At 37.1% G+C, this 17,373-nt stretch carries 13 protein-coding genes; 8 read left to right on the forward strand and 5 right to left on the reverse strand.

Features of this window, described 5'->3' with window-relative positions:
• Positions 1 to 468: 468 nt before the first annotated feature.
• Together CA2015_RS11250 and CA2015_RS11255 are read left to right on the forward strand one after the other, a co-directional pair.
• Entirely contained in the window at positions 469 to 3,447 is a 2,979-nt protein-coding gene (locus CA2015_RS11250) for a SusC/RagA family TonB-linked outer membrane protein (protein WP_240477968.1), read from the forward strand.
• A gap of 12 nt (positions 3,448 to 3,459) precedes the next feature.
• The gene (locus tag CA2015_RS11255; protein WP_048641999.1) at positions 3,460 to 4,887 is read left to right on the forward strand and encodes a RagB/SusD family nutrient uptake outer membrane protein; all 1,428 of its coding nucleotides are present in this window, start codon (positions 3,460 to 3,462) and stop codon (positions 4,885 to 4,887) included.
• A 184-nt stretch (positions 4,888 to 5,071) separates the two neighbouring features.
• Here the strand turns inward: CA2015_RS11255 and CA2015_RS11260 are convergent, their stop codons facing one another.
• On the reverse strand, positions 5,072 to 5,563 hold the full coding sequence (locus CA2015_RS11260; RefSeq protein WP_048642000.1) for a DUF6702 family protein: 492 nt from the start codon (positions 5,561 to 5,563) through the stop codon (positions 5,072 to 5,074).
• Between the two features lie 89 nt (positions 5,564 to 5,652).
• Here CA2015_RS11260 and CA2015_RS11265 point away from each other — a divergent pair, with 89 nt between their 5' ends.
• Together CA2015_RS11265 and CA2015_RS11270 are read left to right on the forward strand one after the other, a co-directional pair.
• Entirely contained in the window at positions 5,653 to 6,234 is a 582-nt protein-coding gene (locus tag CA2015_RS11265; protein ID WP_048642001.1) for a HupE/UreJ family protein, read from the forward strand.
• A 113-nt stretch (positions 6,235 to 6,347) separates the two neighbouring features.
• Positions 6,348 to 8,675, forward strand: a complete 2,328-nt coding sequence (locus tag CA2015_RS11270; RefSeq protein WP_048642002.1) for a M1 family metallopeptidase — start codon at positions 6,348 to 6,350, stop codon at positions 8,673 to 8,675.
• Between the two features lie 783 nt (positions 8,676 to 9,458).
• Here CA2015_RS11270 and CA2015_RS11275 read toward each other — a convergent pair.
• Both CA2015_RS11275 and CA2015_RS11280 read right to left on the reverse strand, forming a co-directional pair.
• A complete protein-coding gene (locus tag CA2015_RS11275; protein ID WP_048642003.1) occupies positions 9,459 to 10,691 on the reverse strand; it encodes an ammonium transporter in 1,233 nt (410 codons plus the stop codon).
• Between the two features lie 56 nt (positions 10,692 to 10,747).
• Complete coding sequence (locus CA2015_RS11280) at positions 10,748 to 11,086, reverse strand: P-II family nitrogen regulator (protein ID WP_048642004.1); 339 nt, start codon at positions 11,084 to 11,086, stop codon at positions 10,748 to 10,750.
• Between the two features lie 378 nt (positions 11,087 to 11,464).
• Here CA2015_RS11280 and CA2015_RS11285 point away from each other — a divergent pair, with 378 nt between their 5' ends.
• Complete coding sequence (locus CA2015_RS11285; RefSeq protein WP_048644485.1) at positions 11,465 to 12,364, forward strand: nucleotidyltransferase family protein; 900 nt, start codon at positions 11,465 to 11,467, stop codon at positions 12,362 to 12,364.
• Positions 12,365 to 12,531: 167 nt separating this feature from the next.
• Complete coding sequence (locus CA2015_RS11290) at positions 12,532 to 12,951, forward strand: DoxX family protein (protein WP_048642005.1); 420 nt, start codon at positions 12,532 to 12,534, stop codon at positions 12,949 to 12,951.
• On the opposite strand, the gene recF is transcribed toward CA2015_RS11290, so the two are convergent.
• Positions 12,945 to 14,060, reverse strand: a complete 1,116-nt coding sequence (gene recF / locus CA2015_RS11295; RefSeq protein WP_048642006.1) for a DNA replication/repair protein RecF — start codon at positions 14,058 to 14,060, stop codon at positions 12,945 to 12,947. The genes CA2015_RS11290 and recF overlap by 7 nt on opposite strands.
• Before the next feature lie 104 nt (positions 14,061 to 14,164).
• On the opposite strand from recF, the gene pdhA reads away from it, so the two are divergent.
• Entirely contained in the window at positions 14,165 to 15,187 is a 1,023-nt protein-coding gene (pdhA, locus tag CA2015_RS11300; RefSeq protein ID WP_048644486.1) for a pyruvate dehydrogenase (acetyl-transferring) E1 component subunit alpha, read from the forward strand.
• 109 nt (positions 15,188 to 15,296) lie between these two features.
• Here pdhA and CA2015_RS11305 read toward each other — a convergent pair whose 3' ends face one another.
• Complete coding sequence (locus CA2015_RS11305) at positions 15,297 to 15,917, reverse strand: SRPBCC family protein (protein ID WP_157470442.1); 621 nt, start codon at positions 15,915 to 15,917, stop codon at positions 15,297 to 15,299.
• 151 nt (positions 15,918 to 16,068) lie between these two features.
• Between CA2015_RS11305 and CA2015_RS11310 the strand changes: the two genes are divergently transcribed.
• Entirely contained in the window at positions 16,069 to 17,208 is a 1,140-nt protein-coding gene (locus tag CA2015_RS11310) for a hypothetical protein (protein ID WP_048642008.1), read from the forward strand.
• Positions 17,209 to 17,373 lie beyond the last annotated feature (165 nt).

Genomic DNA, 17,373 nt, shown 5'->3' on the forward strand with positions numbered 1-17,373 from the left:
TTATCGAATTATTTTCAAATTTTTTTAAAAATAATAAAATTCTGTATTTGGGTTGATTACTTCTATATAATACTGAAAAAAGATTTTACATTTTTTTATCGATATACAATTTCATAGAATATGTTTTATTAAAAATAAAATAACCATATAATATTTCGTTAAATATTATAATTTAGAATGATAATTAATTTACATGAACGGGGAAAATAATGTTTTAATAAAAAATATTATATTTGTACATTTTAAAATTATAAAAAAATAGAATATTAACTGAATAGTAACAAGTAAATAATATTATTCAATTATTTTTTTCAGATTCAAAAAAGTAAATTTTTATTTCGTCTAATTCCACAAAATATTTTGGTTTTAATATTGCATTATCAGTTATATATCATTTTGTTTTTATAAATAAATTGATGGATTTTTGCATTATAAACATTGTTAAAAAACCTTAATCTATTATTAACTATGAAGCGAGTTTTACTTAGCTTAACATTTTCCATGTTAGCGGTAATCTCTTTAATGGCCCAGAGTAGGGTGGTATCGGGAACGATTACCTCTGAAGATGAGCCAAATGGGATACCTGGAGTGAATGTGAGTGTTAAAGGAACGATGGTTGGAACCATTTCAGATATAGATGGTACCTATACCTTGACGATTCCTGAAGGATCAAATGTATTGTCATTTAGTTTTGTTGGGTTTATGACTCAAGAAAGAGTAATTGACAATCAAAGCCAAATTGATGTGTTTTTAGAGCCTGATGTAAAAACATTAGGGGAAGTAGTTGTGGTCGGATATGGTACCCAATCCGCTAAAATGTCTGTTCAAAGTATTTCTAGTTTGGACAATTCTCAAATAGAAAGAATGCCAATTTTTACTGCTCAAGAAGCCTTACAAGGGCAGGCAGCAGGTGTACAGTTGACTGGTACTTCTGGTGTAGGTGGTGCGCAGCAAAACATAAGAATCAGAGGGGTTGCCTCCTTGACGGCTGGAGGTTCACCACTATTTGTAGTGGATGGAGTGCCTTTGAATGATGGCAGTAGTGGAGATTATGGTAATGAATCAGGGGCTGTTGCGCTTAATCCTTTAATGGAGCTTAACCCAAATGAAATTCAGTCTATTTCTGTATTGAAAGATGCATCCGCAGTAGCAATTTATGGTTCTAGAGGTGCGAATGGCGTCATTCTTATCGAAACCAAAAAAGGAAAAAGTGGCGCCTCAAGGATCAATGTGGACTTTTATAGAGGGGTGCAAAACCCAACTACACTTAGGCCTTATATGTCTTTACAGCAATACAATCAGTATAGAGCTGATAGATCTGCAAATCCTGTAAGTAGTTTTCCTCAAACAGGTTTTGATTGGCCAGAAGCTGTTATTGAGCAGGGAAAAATTTCTAATCTGAATGTTAGTGCATCAGGAGGAAGTGACAATACTACCTACTTTATTTCAGGTACTTACTTTATGCAGGATACTTACGCTTTAGGAAACGAACTGGATAGGTTTAACGGAAGGTTAAACATGACACATAAGTTTTCTGATAAAGCAAGATTTGGAGCCAATGTAGGTTTAGCAAAAACTTACAATGATAGAATTAATTCGGACAATAGTACTTTTGCTCCTTTAACTTCTGCCTTTCTACATTTGCCATACAATAAGCCATTTGATGAAAATGGCAATTATACAAGACTAGGTTTTGTCCCTAACTTATTGGCACTTGCTGATTTGGCTCAAACGGACTACATCACGCGTAGAACAACAGCCAATACTTATTTTGAATTTGATATTCTTCCTGACTTGACTTTCAAAACGGATTGGGGAATTGATCAGATTCAAACAGAAGAAACCATGCGCTATCCAGATATCATTGAACCTACTGGTCAAGGATATAAAAGGATAATTCAAGATTACAAATGGTTGAGTACAAATACCTTGAACTACCAAAAATATTTTGGTAATGACCATTATTTAGGAGCGCTTTTAGGTTATTCTTATGAGCAATCAGATTTTGCGAGTATGACTGTAGAAGGTTCAGGTTTTGTGAGTGATAAATTGCCTAATGTGGCTTCTGCAGCAACACCTACTATTACAAGTGCAACTGGTACTGGATGGAAACTTGCTTCTTACTTTGCAAGGGTAAACTACCGATATAAAGACAAATTGTTATTTGAAGGAAGTGCAAGAAGAGATGGCTCATCAAGATTTGGGATGGACAATCGTTATGGTAACTTCTGGGCTTTATCCGGTGGATGGGTTCTTTCAGAGGAGAAGTTTTTGCAAAACAATAGCTTCTTGGATTTCCTTAAAGTCAACGCAAGTTATGGTACTGCAGGAAATGACAGGGTAGATAATTTCGCGTCCTTAGGCCTGTACCAGGCAGGAAGTTTAGGTGATTATGGTGGTAGTCCGGGTATTTACCCAAGCCAGCCAGCCAATCCGACTTTAGGATGGGAGGAATCTGCACAGTTTGATTTTACTTTGTATGCTACTATGTTCAATAGTAAACTTGACGTAGAAGCTTCAGTGTGGAACAAACGTACTACAGGTTTATTATTAGATGTACCTATCCCTTATACTACAGGATACACAAGTTATGCGCAAAATGCAGGTACTATGCGTAACCGAGGAATAGATTTAATGATAAACTCTTTGAATGTTCAGTCATCAGGGTTTGAGTGGAGAACGATTTTGAACGTAGGCTTCCTTGAGAATGAAGTGCTTGACCTTCCTGGAGCATCTGAGGATAGTGAAGGTAGAAAATTTGTTCAAGGATCATCTAGTCAAAGAGCCATTGAAGGGTACTCTGTTAACACTTTTTACCTAGTGAGGTATAGTGGGATTAATCCTGAAACAGGCGAAGCTGAGTGGTTAAATGCAGACAATGAACCTACGACTACATACAGTACCAATAACAGAGAAATTATTGGATCTGCTATTCCAAGAATTTCAGGTGGTTTGACCAATTCCCTGTCTTATAAAGGGCTTGAGCTTTCTGCTCTCTTTACTTTTACTGAGGGAAACTACATTATGTTTGATGACCTTAGGTTCTTGTATAATCCAAACAACCTGAACTCGTTTAACCTTGATCCTCAATTGTTGAATTATTGGACAGAGGACAATAGGAATAGCTTTGCTCCTAGATTAGACGGTGATACGCAGTCTAATTTTGGTCAAAGGTCAACCATTCACTTAAGAAAGGGGGATCATATTCGACTTAGAAATCTGTCACTTACCTATAATATTCCAGCTAATATTCTGGAAAGAACAAAGGTGTTAAGAAGCGCTCGAATTTATGGGATGATGCAAAACATGCTTACTTTCTCAAGTCTTGAGGATGGCTTAGAGCCTGAAATTAGCGGTAACGGTAGTGACAACCAAATCCAAGGAGAATCCTTCTTTACTCCTGCTCAGGCTAAATCATTTACTTTGGGTGTTTCATTAGGATTCTAAAAAAGCTTAACAATGAAAAATTTAAAAACATTATTATTTATAGGATTGTTGGGAAGCCTTTTCTCTTGTGAAGATTTAGAGATTGATCCCCAGCAGTCGCTTTCGACAGAACTCGCTTTTGCTGACAAACAAGCAGTAGAAGGGTCACTTCTTGGCGTGTATTCTTTGACCCAGGAATGGGAGGTATTTGGCTCTTTGCCACAAGTAATTGCAGACTTTCAATCTGATAACGTGAAATTCATAGGCTCTTTTCCTACGCTTCAGGAAATCAGTATCTATACTACCCAAGCGGACAATGTTTCGATCAGGGATTTATGGAAAGCGCATTACCGTGCAATTTTAGCAGCAAATGCAGTTGTTGCCTTTACCCCTGATTCACCAGATGAATCCTTGACAACAGAAGAAAGAAATCAGTATGTTGCTGAAGCAAAATTCATGCGTTCCTTATTGATGTTTCAATTGGTTAATCTTTTTGCTCAGCCGATAAATGTAGGTGGGGAAGATGCCTTGGGTGTTCCGATTGTTACGGATGCGTTTTCGGGAGAAATTGTTGCTTATCCTAGAAATACGGTAGGAGAGGTCCATGATTTCATTATCAATGAACTCGAAGGTATCGTTGCAGATTTGCCTGAATCTTACGAAAGCTCTGCCTTCACTAGAGGAAGGGCCACTAAAGGTGCTGCAAATGCTTTGCTTTCAAGAATTCACCTTTATAGAGGAGAGTGGCAGTTGGCTGCGGAAAAAGCCAAAGCAGTTTTAGACGCTGATGCAGTTTATGGGCTTGCTTCCAATTATAGTTTTTGGGGAGAAAACAACAGTGAATATGTGTTTTCAATTCAAAACTCTGAGATTGATAACGGAAGAACTGGCTCAGGGGGTTGGGGCTCCTATTATAACTCTGCTGAAGATGGTGGAAGGGGAGATACGCCGTTTTCTGATTATCTAATAGCGGCTTATTCTGATAATGACAAGCGGATTACCAATCTTTCAAAAGAGAACGTAAATGCGGAGGGAGTTTCTTTATTGTATACTACAAAGTTCCCTGATGTAGTTACTCATTCTGATAACTCTCCGATTATAAGGACTACGGAAGTAGTGCTAAACAGAGCCGAGGCATTGGCCCAACTTGATGGTATCAACAATGAATCTTTAGACTTGATCAACGAATTGAGAGAGAGAGCTGGACTTGATGCGTTAAATGCTAGTGACTTCGCAGACAAAGAAGCTTTTATTGCTCAAATTCTTGAGGAAAGAAGAAAAGAATTGGCTTTTGAAGGGCATAGGAGAATGGATCTGCTTAGGAACAATCTACCACTTAGACCTGAGAGTGATACCTACTTTGACGATTCTAAGCCTGGACAAAATAGAACCATACTTCCAATTCCTCAAAGAGAATTAGACATTAACACAGGTTTGATTCAAAATCCTGGTTACGAATAAGTTTATTAATTGAATCTAGGCTATCCAATAGAGGTTGAAATACTTGTTCTCGGTCGGGTATTTATTGTTCCAATAATTAGATAGTTTATTGCCTATTAGGATTGAAATGGCCACTCTCATTAATTGGGGGTGGCTTTTTTCTTTATTTTGAATGAATTAATTCGTTTGCGGCCTTTCAGTAATCTTAGTCCAGTTTAAGCGTGCCACTAAGTTTGTCCTTTCTAGTGATAAGGCTTTTGGGTTGCCGATTTTTGTAAAAATTCACAATGTTTTGCTGGGTGGGAAAGTCATCTATGAGAATAGAGTTATGAATATTGATCTCTAAAGGATCTGGTATTTTTTCTGATTCCATATAAAACCAAGCAGCATCTTCTTCTATTTCATAGCCCAGATAGGTGAGTTTAACTTTCTTTCCATTGACCTCCAGCTTGTTGTTGCTTAGAATATATTCCTTAATCAAGCTTTCTAATTTTTTTGAATCCGCTGGTTTAAGGAAATTCACCTGGTCTCCGGATGCAATAGTCAATGCTTCTTCCATGTCATTCCAAAATATCTTTTGAGCGATTTCTATTTTCTGTCGCTCTTCGTTGTAGTACATGTCTGTCAGGCTAATATAGAAAGGATGTGTTTCCAACCCACCAGACATTAGGAATAAGATTAATTGAATTACGAGCATTAAAGGAGTAGTTTTTGTAATATCTGCGAATTATGCGTTAATATTACAACAAAATTTTAAAACCTAAAGTAAATTAATCAGCTTATTCTATGAACCAATTTCAGTTGTATTTTAATCTTGGTATCCAGCATATTTTGGATCTTAAAGGTTTTGATCATATTCTTTTTGTTTTGGCCTTGGCGGTAGTATACATGATTAAGGATTGGGGAAGAATCCTGGTTTTGGTGACTGCGTTTACCATAGGTCACTCCTTAACATTGGCTTTAGCTACCTTAAAGGTGATTCAAATCAATACAGATTTGGTGGAGTTTTTGATTCCTGTTACCATTGCTATCACGGCCTTGTCTAATATTTTCAAGCCAAAAAGCTCTTCGGGAAAGGGGATTCAAATCAATTATTTGTTTGCACTCTGTTTCGGATTGATTCATGGTCTTGGTTTTTCCAATTACCTGACTTCCTTATTGGGAAAAGAGCAATCCATTTTCACTCCTCTTTTGGCATTTAATATTGGACTTGAAATTGGACAGGTAGTTATAGTTGTGCTGTTTCTATTGACCTCAACATTGATTACTGGGATATTCAGAATTAATAGGAAAGAGTGGGTATTGGTTATCTCGTCTATGATATTTGGTATGGCCATAATGATTCTATTAGATAGTGTTTATTGGTAAAATCTTAGGGAATAAACTCTTTTCCATAAAGTGAATTTGAGGTAATTTCTTTATATTCATCCATTATCTGTTCAGGCCTATTGCCTGTTGTTATTAGTAAAATTTTATTTACCATGAAGCATATTGTTTTCTTTTTCCTGCTTTTTACAATCATAAGATTTGGAGCTGAAGCACAAATCGACACACAAAGACACGGTAACAGGTTTGAGCAGCTTGGTACCACACTTCGTTCTCCCAATGTGTACCGTACAGCCTCAGGGGCCCCCGGTCACGAATATTGGCAGCAGAGAGCTGATTATGAAATTGAAGTTGAACTGAACGATGACAATCAGTCCATCACTGGTAAAGAAAAGGTTATATATTACAATGAATCTCCTGATCCATTGGATTACCTGTGGTTACAATTGGATCAAAATCAAAGGGATAAAGATTCAGAAACACCAAAAATAGCCAGTAGCAAGATTGGGCCAAAAATGAATCTAGGGCAATTGGAAGATATCATTTGGCATGATATGGATTTGGGACTTAAGATTTATTCTGTGACTGACGCAAATGGGAAAGCGATACCGGCTACAGTAAATTTGACCATGATGCGCTTAGACCTTGATCAACCTTTAATGCCTGGAGAGAAGTTTGAATTTAATATTGCTTGGAGTTTTAATAGCCATGATCGAACTGGGTTTTTAGCTACCCGTCCAGGTTATGAGTATTTTGAAGAGGATGGGAATTATATTTATACCGTAGCAGAATGGTTTCCAAGGATGGCAGTTTATTCTGATTTTGAAGGTTGGCAAAACAAGCAATTTGTAGGGAGAGGAGAGTTTGCATTGGTCTTTGGAGATTATAAAGTAGCCATTACTGTACCCTCAGATCATATGGTTGGGGCTACTGGGGTATTACAAAATCCAGAAGATGTGCTTAGTCAAAAAGAAATGGATCGGTGGAATCAAGCCAGAAAATCTTTTGACGAGCCGGTAGTAATTCGTACTCAGTCTGAGGCCGAAAAACTGGAGAAAAACAAGTCAAACAAAAAGAATACCTGGATTTTTCATGCAGAAAATGTAAGGGACTTTGCCTGGACCTCATCCAGAAAGTTTATCTGGGATGCCATGGCAGTTCGCTTAGAAAATGGCAAAGAAGTAATGGCCATGTCTTACTATGCCAAGGAGGCAAATCCACTGTGGGGGCAATATTCTACCAAAGTGGTGGCGCATACTTTGAAATCCTACTCTTCCAGAACATTTGATTATCCCTACCCTAAAGCGATTTCAGTAGAAGCTTCCAATGGTATGGAATATCCTATGATTTGTTTCAATTACGGAAGGCCGGATAAAGATGGAACCTATACAGAAGCCATTAAATACGGCATGATCTCCGTGATTATCCATGAAGTAGGGCATAATTTTTTTCCAATGATTGTCAATTCTGATGAAAGGCAATGGACCTGGATGGACGAAGGGCTTAATACCTTTCTGCAATTTTTAGCTGAGCAGGAATGGCAAAGGGATTATCCATCGAGAAGAGGTCCGGCACATAAGATTGCACCCTATATGAAAGGTGAGAAAAGTCTTCTGGAGCCAATTATGACCAATTCTGAAAACATTATTCAATTTGGACCAAATGCTTATGCAAAACCCGCCACCGCACTTAATATATTAAGGGAAACAGTGATGGGTAGAGATCTCTTTGATTTCGCGTTTAAGAAGTATGCTGAAAGGTGGATGTTCAAGCACCCAACACCTGATGATTTCTTTAGAACCATGGAAGATGCTTCTGCAATTGACCTAGATTGGTTTTGGAGGGGATGGTTTTTCGGAACAGACCCGGTAGATATATCTATTCATGATGTTAAGTGGTATAAGATTGACAGTCGGAAGCCTGATGAGGTAAAGGCTGAAGAGAAGAAAGCCTATGAGCATGAAGAGTCTTATATTTCAAGGACCAGAAATAAGGAGGATATTGGGCAAACAGTTTTGGAGCGGGACCCTAAGGTTGGAGATTTTTATACAAGCTTCGATCGTTTTAAGGTTTATCCTGAAGATGAAAAAGAATACAAGGCCTATGTAAATCAGTTAAGTGCAGAGGAGAGAGAAATGCTTGAAAGCGGACTTAATTTCTATGAAATTTCATTTGAGAACATAGGAGGTTTGGTTATGCCTATTATTCTTGAGTTTCAATATGCCGATGGTACAAGTGAGGTAGAAACCGTTCCTGCTCAAATTTGGAGGATGGATGAGTATGAAGTCACCAAGGTTTTTGCCAAACAAAAAGAAGTTGTGCAAATAGTGTTGGACCCTTACCGTGAAACAGCAGATATCGATGAGTCCAATAACTACTGGCCGAGAAAGTTTATGCCTTCTAAATTTGAGATGTTTAAGCAAAGACCGGCAAGTAGAGGTACTTCATCAGGTCCTAGCCCTATGAAACGGGAAAATAAATAGTGCTTATTTAGTGTTTAAAAGAGCGACAGTAGTCGTTCTTTTTTTGTCCTTGCAAATAAGGGTATTTCTGTTGTGCCTTTTGTGGTGTAAAATTTATACGTTCATGCCGGGCAGGTTCATCTAGGAAATTAATTTTACCCTGCGGGAGCAAGTCGAGACAATATATATTCTTCTCCTAAGCTTTAACCCGAGATGTGCAATAGGCTTTCCATTCGGTGTCGAAGTCCCTGGTAGGAAAAGATTAGTACAGAATCTCTGAGGTTAATAATAGGGTGTTACGTTTTCCAATGTCTTAGAATTCGGTGAATAAAACTTCCGAACGCTGCCTTTGTGGGCTGATTTTTAGTTTGATTTGAGGCTTTAGGTGAAAAGTTGGGTGGTTATTAATTGAATGCCTTTACTTTTCAATTTGCTTTAGTTCTAAGTCTGTATTGGGTATTAAGCACAAAAAATCAGTATTTCAGCCTGCTTTGTGAAAAGTATGGCATGTCTATTTATCCCGAAATATGCAATAGACATTCTATTACGTGCTGAAATCGCTTTAAAATCAGCCACTTCGTTGCTGTTTTCAATTTCACCATAGCGGTGCTATGCTAAAATCTCCAAATAGCCCGATTGTCTTGCGATTGCAACACTTCCCGTAAACACGGGACAGGCTTCACCCCTGACATTGTCAGGACGGAGAAATTCTATAACATAATCCGGGTTTATGGAATTCGCACAAAAAAACAGGCAGATAATACCTGCCTGTTTTTCACTCTTTATATAGCTGTAGTCTGAATATTATTCTTTTGTTTCAAAGTCTGGATAAGCATGCATACCATGCTCATTGATGTCAAGACCTTCAACTTCTTCTTGTTCATCCACTCTAATTCCAACAGTTTTCTTCAAAGCATAGAAAACCAAGAAGCTAAAAGTTATACAAAACGCACCGATGGATACAATACCGATTAGTTGTGATAGTATTTGGGATGTACCTGCAAGGTCACCAAAGATACCTACTGCTAAGGTTCCCCATATACCGCAAACCAAGTGTACTGCAATGGCTCCAACAGGATCATCAATTTTAATTTTGTCAAATAAGACAACTCCGAATACTACTAGTATACCACCTATAAAACCAATTATTACGGCTTCAGTAGGAGACATTAAATCTGCTCCGGCGGTGATACTAACTAGTCCTGCCAATATACCATTCAATACCATTGTGATGTCATAGGCTTTGAATTTTAGGTAAGAGGCCAATAATGCTCCGAAAGCACCTGCTGCAGCGGCTAGAGATGTAGTTACAAATACAAGAGATACTGTTCCGGGGTCAGCAGATAATACTGATCCTCCATTAAAACCAAACCAGCCAAACCACAATAAAAATACACCGAAGACGGCTAATGGAATGTTGTGTCCAGGTATCGCATTGGTTATACCGTTTTTGTATTTACCAATTCTTGGGCCTAAAAGATAAGCGCCTATTACAGCTCCCCAACCTCCAACTGAATGGACAATGGTAGAACCTGCAAAGTCATAAAATGGAGTAGAAAGTGCATCTAGGAACCCACCGCCCCATTTCCACATACCTACAATAGGGTAACAAACACCTACATACAAAAGAGAGAAGAAGATGAATGGTCCAAGTTTAATTCTTTCTGCAACTGCACCTGAAACAATTGTGGCAGCAGTAGCAGCAAACATGGCTTGAAAAATGAAGTCAGTAAAAAATGTATATCCTTCACTATATGCGCTAGTGTCCCATCCTTCAGGTAAGCTAAGGCCTAGTCCTGCAAAACCAAAGATTCCTCCGGCGAAAGTTTCACCTGGATACATTAAGTTGAAGCCAATAAATGCATAAGTCAAAAGCCCTAAAGCTGGGATGATTGTATTCTTAAAAAGAATGTTAACAGTGTTTTTGGCTCTAGTAAGTCCAGCTTCCAGTGCGGCAAAACCTAAATGCATGATGAAAACCAACATGGTTGCCACCATTATCCATAGGTTGTTTATGGTAAATAATTCCTGAGTCATTTAATTTATGTTTTAAATAAGATTTTTAATCGTTCTTGATTTGAACTGAACAAGGATTACAAGGCATTCTCCCCAGTTTCATCATTTCTAATTCTGTAGGCTTTTTCTACGTCGTAGACAAATATTTTTCCATCACCTACTTCGCCTGTTCTTCCTTCATTTAGGATACATGCTATTACCTTTTCCTCAAGGTCATCCTGAACTACTATCTCTAGCTTGGTTCTAGGTATAAATGTAGGTTCATAGGCTACTCCTCTATAGTGCTGCATTTTTGCATGCTGTAGCCCCATTCCTTTTACTTCATAGAAGGTTAGAAATTTAACCCCTAAACCCGAAAGGCATTTGTGAATTTCGTCAAATTTCGAAGTTCTAATTAAAGCTTCAATTTTTTTCATTTTTATAACAGGATTAATATTTCATTAATAATTATAGAATTAAAAAATTTATCTATTGCAAAATTAATAATCAAGATCTTATGAACCAACAAAAATTTATAAAAAAATGATAAAAAACGTCAAAATGGGTAGAAATGTAGCTGAAATAAGTAAAACTATCGGTCAAAATCGGTAAAATGGTGTAATATGTACCCAAATAGTTGTAAAATTATGTAAAAACTAAATTCAAAAGGTTAATAACTAACCATATTGATGGGTCTGGTTAGGTGGTCTATTACCAAATTTTTCGAGAATTTCTCTGATGACATTTTTAAAAAAATTAACTTTGTAGCCAATAATTCTTTTAGTAAAGTATCGCCAATAACTATTTTAATGACAATGAAAAAACCAACACTTTTAATTTTGGCTGCTGGAATGGGTAGCAGGTATGGTGGAGACAAGCAAATCGATGGCTTTGGACCAAATCAGGAGACAATTTTAGAATATTCTATTTTTGATGCAATTCGTTCAGGATTTGGTAAAGTGGTTTTTGTTGTAAGGCAAGAAATACTTGAAGAAAGTAAAGAGATTTTTATACCGAAATTTGGAGCGCTTATTCAGCTTGAATTTGTTGTTCAATCATTAAAGAATCGAGTACCTGAAAAATTTCAGGATCCTGAGAGGAAAAAACCTTATGGAACCGCTCATGCCTTGCTTTGTGCAAAGGATGTGATTAATGAACCTTTTGCAGTTATAAATGCTGATGATTTCTACGGAGAAGAAGCTTTTCAAGCACTTGGTAGCTTTTTGACTAATGAGGTCAAATCAGATCTTCATTGTATGGTGGGATATGCTATAAAAAATGTTTTATCAGAATACGGTACTGTAAGTAGAGGTGTTTGTGATGTTTCACCTGAGGGTTTCCTTACAGGCATGATAGAGCGGACCGCGATTTCTCAGAAAGAAGATGGTATATTTCATGAAGCAGATGGAGAGAAATTAGAAATTTCAGCAAACAATCCTGTTTCCATGAATTGCTGGGGATTTCATCATTCGATCTTTGAGGAGACTGAAAGACTTTGGCTTGACTTTTTGGAAGAAAATAAAGGTGAGCTTAAGTCTGAATTTTATATCCCTAAGGTTGCAAACTCTATTATTCAAGAGGGTTTAGGAAAAGTAAAAATACTTGATGGAGGAAAAATTTGGTTTGGAGTGACCTATTCTCAAGACAAAGAAATTGTAATGGCAGAATTAAAAAAACTACACTCTGAGGGAAGTTATCCAGAGAAACTCTGGTAGTGTAATGAAAGCCTTATTTCCTTAAGAAGTGGCTTCAGATGGTATATCCAAGTTATTATAAACAGCAGGCAGGTATAAAAGTACCTGCCTGCTGTATTTGCTTTTATTTTTTTATTTAACTTTAGCTTTCTAGATTTTTGTAAAACTAAAAAGTTGCCTATCGGCCTATGAAAAAGATTGTTTTCTCTCACACTCCAATAGCTTTGGATTTAGGTTTGCTTCTGCTAAGGGTCGGTACCTCTCTAATGTTGGTGTCGCACGGTTGGTCAAAAGTGATCCATTTTAGTGAGCGACTTAATAGTTTTGCTGATCCGATAGGCTTAGGGCCAGCAGTATCTCTACAATTAGTAATATTTGCCGAGTTTTTCTGTGCGATTTTTTTAATCTTAGGGTTTATGAGTAGGATTATCTTGATCCCCATGATTATCAATATGGCGGTAATTACTTTTTTCGTGCATGCGAACAGTGGGTTTGACAAACAAGAACTACCATTGATTTACCTTCTTGTCTTTATAGTGCTTTTGCTTTTGGGGCCGGGAAAAATATCCTTGGACGGAAAGATATTAAAAAAGAGAAATCGCTATTGATTAAGTTCTATTTCATTAATCGTATTATTAGAAATTGTGAAAGTGCGAAATTCCGAAGTGATCTGACTAAGGATCTCTCTGGATCTTTCTGGCCTGGCATCAGTAATAAATAGCTGTCCAAATTCTTTATTGGCAACTGCCGCTATCAAATGGTGAATCCTGGCATCATCAAGTTTATCAAAAATATCATCCAATAATAGAAGAGGCTTTGTGCCTTTTATTTCTTTGAAAATATAAAACTGAGCCAGCTTAAGACTGATTAAGAATGATTTCTTTTGTCCCTGTGATCCAAATTTTTTGATCTGTTGCTCATCAAAGGTGAAAATGAAGTCATCTTTATGTATACCAAAGCCGGTTCTTTTGAGTATTAAATCTTTTTTTAAGTTGTTAACAAAGTCCAACTTGAAGTTTCCATTGTCTACTTGGCTTTTGTATTGAATGTCAACCCTTTCTTTAGCACCAGAAATATCCGCATAATGCGTATTAAAATGAATCAAAAAATTCTTGAGGAATTGCTGTCTAGTTTGGTAGATCTCATAGGATAATTGGATTAATTGTTCGTCGTAAGGAGCCAATTGTGACTTGTCATGTATTTTTTCTTCAGCAAAACGCTTTAATAATGCATTCCTTTGTTTTAAATATTGCTGATACCGAATAAGCCTTTGCAGGTAGTTTTGATCCGCTTGGCAAATCATACTATCAAAGAATTTTCTTCTCTCTTCACTTCCTCCATTGATGATTTCCGTATCATCGGGAGCAATGATCACCAGAGGAAGAAGGCCTATGTGTTCACTGAGTTTAGTATAGGGCTTGCTATTGACTTCAATTCGTTTTTTTTTGCCTATTTCAAAAAAACAATTGACTCCCAGCTCTCTTCCTAAGAGATCAAACTCTCCTTTAATAGTGAAAAAATCCTTTTCATGCCTAATATGGTTACTGTCTCCAGGTATAAATGCACTTTTGGTAAGACATAAATAATGTATGGCATCCAAAAGATTCGTCTTTCCTGCCCCATTTACTCCAAAAAAACAATTAACACCTTGATCAAAAACCAAATCCAGATTCTGGAAGTTTTTAAATTGGATTAATTTTAAGTTTTTTAGGTACATGGCTTATTCACAGGATGTTTTTTACTATTTTCGTAAAAGGTCTCAAAATTGCTTTGATTTCATTATATTTGGGGCCAAAGTTAGCATATTTTATAGAATACGGTATGGCAAAGAAGAGTTCTAGTACAAGTAAATCTAAAGTAAAATATTCCAAAGAGACCTATCTGACGTGGTTTGAAAGCATGTTGCTTATGAGGCGTTTTGAAGAAAAAGCAGGACAACTGTATGGCCAACAGAAGATTAGGGGTTTTTGTCACCTATATATAGGTCAGGAGGCATGTGCTGCCGGCGCAATCTCTGCACTCGAAAAAGAGGATAAATGGATAACCGCATATAGGTGTCATGCCCAACCATTAGGTTTAGGTACTGACCCAGGCGCTATCATGGCAGAACTTTTCGGTAAAGCTACCGGAACCACAAAAGGTAAAGGTGGATCCATGCACGTTTTTGATAAATCAAAAAACTTTGCTGGAGGTCATGCAATTGTAGGTGCTCAAATACCTATGGGATTGGGGCTTGGTTTTGCTGAGAAATACAAAGGCACCAAAAATTTATCCATTTGTTTTATGGGTGATGGAGCAGTAAGACAAGGGGCATTCCATGAATCCCTTAACTTGGCCATGCTTTACAAAACACCTGTCATTTTCGTGATAGAAAACAATGGTTATGCAATGGGTACTTCTGTAAAACGTTCTTCTAATGTAGATGAACTTTACAAATTAGGAGAGTCCTATGACATTCCTTCCTTCCCTGTAGATGCCATGAATGTGGAAGAAGTTCATGAGGCAGTGAAAGAAGCAGCGGAAAGAGCGAGAAAAGGAGATGGGCCTACATTGTTAGAGTTCAGAACATATAGGTACAAAGGACATTCAATGTCTGATCCCCAAAAATACAGAACCAAGGAAGAAGTAGAGGAGTACAAACAAAGGGATCCTATCGAGCAAGTAAGAGGCACGATTATGGACAACAATATCCTTACTGAAGATGAAATAAAGGAAATTGAAGCTAAAGTGAAAAAGCAAGTAGCTGAAGCGGTTAAATTTGCTGAAGAATCTCCTTGGCCTGATGGTGAAGATGCATTCAAAGATGTCTATGTTGAGGATGATTTTCCTTTTGTAAGAGAATAGAACGCTGAAATAGAGCAATATTTAAAACCATTCAGAAATTATTCTGAATGGTTTTTTTTGTCTCTGATAGTTAGAAGTCAAGTGCCTAATCCGGGTATAATTGGTCTTACTATATTTCTTCAATGGTGCTTTTTAAAGTTTCCATAGTTGTCCATAAATTTTTTCTAATAATTGGATCTACTATCCACCTAGGCAAGCCTTTTTCTGGAACTGATATAATGTGGTACCGTAGAAGGCTGTGGTCTCTCTTATCAATGATTTCCCACCTACCTTTTAAACCTGTCATTTGTACTAGGTCTTCTCCTTTTGAAAAAATCCTGCTCTCTTCTGTTCTAAAGAGTATGGTGCTTCCCTGTTCAGTTTCGATAAGTTGATTGTGTAAATAACATTCTCGATCTGATAAAGGGAATGGAAAGCTGTATCTAATATAGCTGATCCAGGACTGGTTTTCCGTTGCTTTGATTTTATAATCTAGTGTGTTTTCATTCCACTTTTCACCATATTCTTCCTTAGTTAAGACCTCTAAAATATTTTTAGTTGGAGCATTGATTTCAATTGTGAATTTTACTTCACGGCTTTTAGTGCCATTTTTCATGGTTATCCATCTTTCATAAAAAGAAATCCCATCCCCTTTTTTAATCAATTGGAAATCAGAGCCAGAAGTATCCGTAGCTGAAATAAAAAAGAAGGTGAGTATATAAATTGGAATACTAATTAAGAATGCGTTCATATGTGTAGTTGTTATTTTTTTATAGATGCGTCTATTGCTACTAAGACACCCAAAGAAGGATCCACCCTTGCTTAAAAAAAATAATAAATAAGAATAGGGGTAAAACCCAGTAGTGTTGTCAAACATATGAATCGAAAAAAATGAGAAAATCATGAGAATTTATAACTCGAAAATAAAAACCATAAGTCTATTGTTCTTACTTGTTTGCTGTACTTTATTCAATAGCTATGCACAAAATGAGCGGCCTGCTCATCTTGGATTTATTTATCCCATTAGTACCAATGGCTTGGATGCGGCTAAATTTTCCAATAACCTTAGTATTCATGCGCTCGCAGGTCTTTCTGGTGGGGAAAATGGATTGTCAATTTATGGTCTGGCGGGAATGGTTCAGGGCAATGCTACTGGTTTGCAGGTTGCAGGTCTGTATTCTAAACTGAGAGGAGATTTGACAGGAGTGCAGATTGCAGGCCTTATGAATCAGGCCCAAAATGCAAATAATGGAGTCCAGATAGCCGGTATTGCTAATTTTTTAGAAAAAGATACCCCTGTACAGATAGCCGGCATTTTAAATAAAGCAAGAAATGTGCAGGGATTCCAAAATGCTGGAATAGTTAATATTTCAGCCTTAAATAGGGGTGCTCAAATAGCAGGAATAGCCAACCTTACCAAGAAAATTGAAGGTGCTCAAATTGCTGGTATTTTTAATGAAGCGGAGAATGTTAAAGGTATTCAAATCTCAGGGATTGTTAATAAGGCAAAAAAGGTTGATGGAGTCCAGCTATCTGGTATAGTTAATATTGCAGAGAGTAGTGACTATCCAATAGGAATTATTAATCTCATAGAAGATGGTGAGATAAGGATAGGGCTATCCTCTGATGAAAATCTAACGACAATGCTAAGCTTTAAATCTGGAGGTAGAAGATTGTATGGAATTGTCGGTATAGGGTCCAACCTTCAATATGGGAATCTTCCATATGCGTTAGAAGCTGGCTTAGGCTTGAAGGTGCTTGAAGGTAATCGTTTTCGTCTGGACATAGAGGGCACGAACATGTTCGCTACTAATTTCAAAAAAGGCGGGGAATATACAAGATCGGGAATCAAGGTGTTACCGGCTTTATTAATTTCGCAAAACCTGCAAATCTTTGCTGGCCCTAGTTTGAATTACACGCATACCAAATATTCTAATGGAAATGATTTGTCTGGGATGCAATTGTGGAGTCGTGAAAGAAGAGGAGTTTACAAGGCCGTTCACTTAGGTGTTACTGCTGGTGTAAACATTAAAATTAATTAATTTGGGACAAGATTGACGCAGTTGATTTCTCTAAAATTGCAATGCTTCCACTTATTAAAGATCGGGATGGCAAAGAAAAGTCAGGAAATCCTATTGCCTAATCCGGGTTTATGGATTAAATTACCTTGAACCCGACCTATAATATCTTAAAGTGGCTCCAGTAGA

Origin of the sequence: Cyclobacterium amurskyense (assembly GCF_001050135.1) — a bacterium.
Taxonomy (GTDB): domain Bacteria; phylum Bacteroidota; class Bacteroidia; order Cytophagales; family Cyclobacteriaceae; genus Cyclobacterium; species Cyclobacterium amurskyense.

Bases quoted from the DNA above. Each gene is read 5' to 3' on its own strand.
- CA2015_RS11250 (WP_240477968.1), top strand. From the start codon at position 469: ATGAAGCGAGTTTTACTTAGCTTAACATTTTCCATGTTAGCGGTAATC.
- CA2015_RS11255 (WP_048641999.1), top strand. From the start codon at position 3,460: ATGAAAAATTTAAAAACATTATTATTTATAGGATTGTTGGGAAGCCTT.
- CA2015_RS11260 (WP_048642000.1), bottom strand. From the start codon at position 5,563: ATGCTCGTAATTCAATTAATCTTATTCCTAATGTCTGGTGGGTTGGAA.
- CA2015_RS11265 (WP_048642001.1), top strand. From the start codon at position 5,653: ATGAACCAATTTCAGTTGTATTTTAATCTTGGTATCCAGCATATTTTG.
- CA2015_RS11270 (WP_048642002.1), top strand. From the start codon at position 6,348: ATGAAGCATATTGTTTTCTTTTTCCTGCTTTTTACAATCATAAGATTT.
- CA2015_RS11275 (WP_048642003.1), bottom strand. From the start codon at position 10,691: ATGACTCAGGAATTATTTACCATAAACAACCTATGGATAATGGTGGCA.
- CA2015_RS11280 (WP_048642004.1), bottom strand. From the start codon at position 11,086: ATGAAAAAAATTGAAGCTTTAATTAGAACTTCGAAATTTGACGAAATT.
- CA2015_RS11285 (WP_048644485.1), top strand. From the start codon at position 11,465: ATGAAAAAACCAACACTTTTAATTTTGGCTGCTGGAATGGGTAGCAGG.
- CA2015_RS11290 (WP_048642005.1), top strand. From the start codon at position 12,532: ATGAAAAAGATTGTTTTCTCTCACACTCCAATAGCTTTGGATTTAGGT.
- recF (WP_048642006.1), bottom strand. From the start codon at position 14,060: ATGTACCTAAAAAACTTAAAATTAATCCAATTTAAAAACTTCCAGAAT.
- pdhA (WP_048644486.1), top strand. From the start codon at position 14,165: ATGGCAAAGAAGAGTTCTAGTACAAGTAAATCTAAAGTAAAATATTCC.
- CA2015_RS11305 (WP_157470442.1), bottom strand. From the start codon at position 15,917: ATGAACGCATTCTTAATTAGTATTCCAATTTATATACTCACCTTCTTT.
- CA2015_RS11310 (WP_048642008.1), top strand. From the start codon at position 16,069: ATGAGAATTTATAACTCGAAAATAAAAACCATAAGTCTATTGTTCTTA.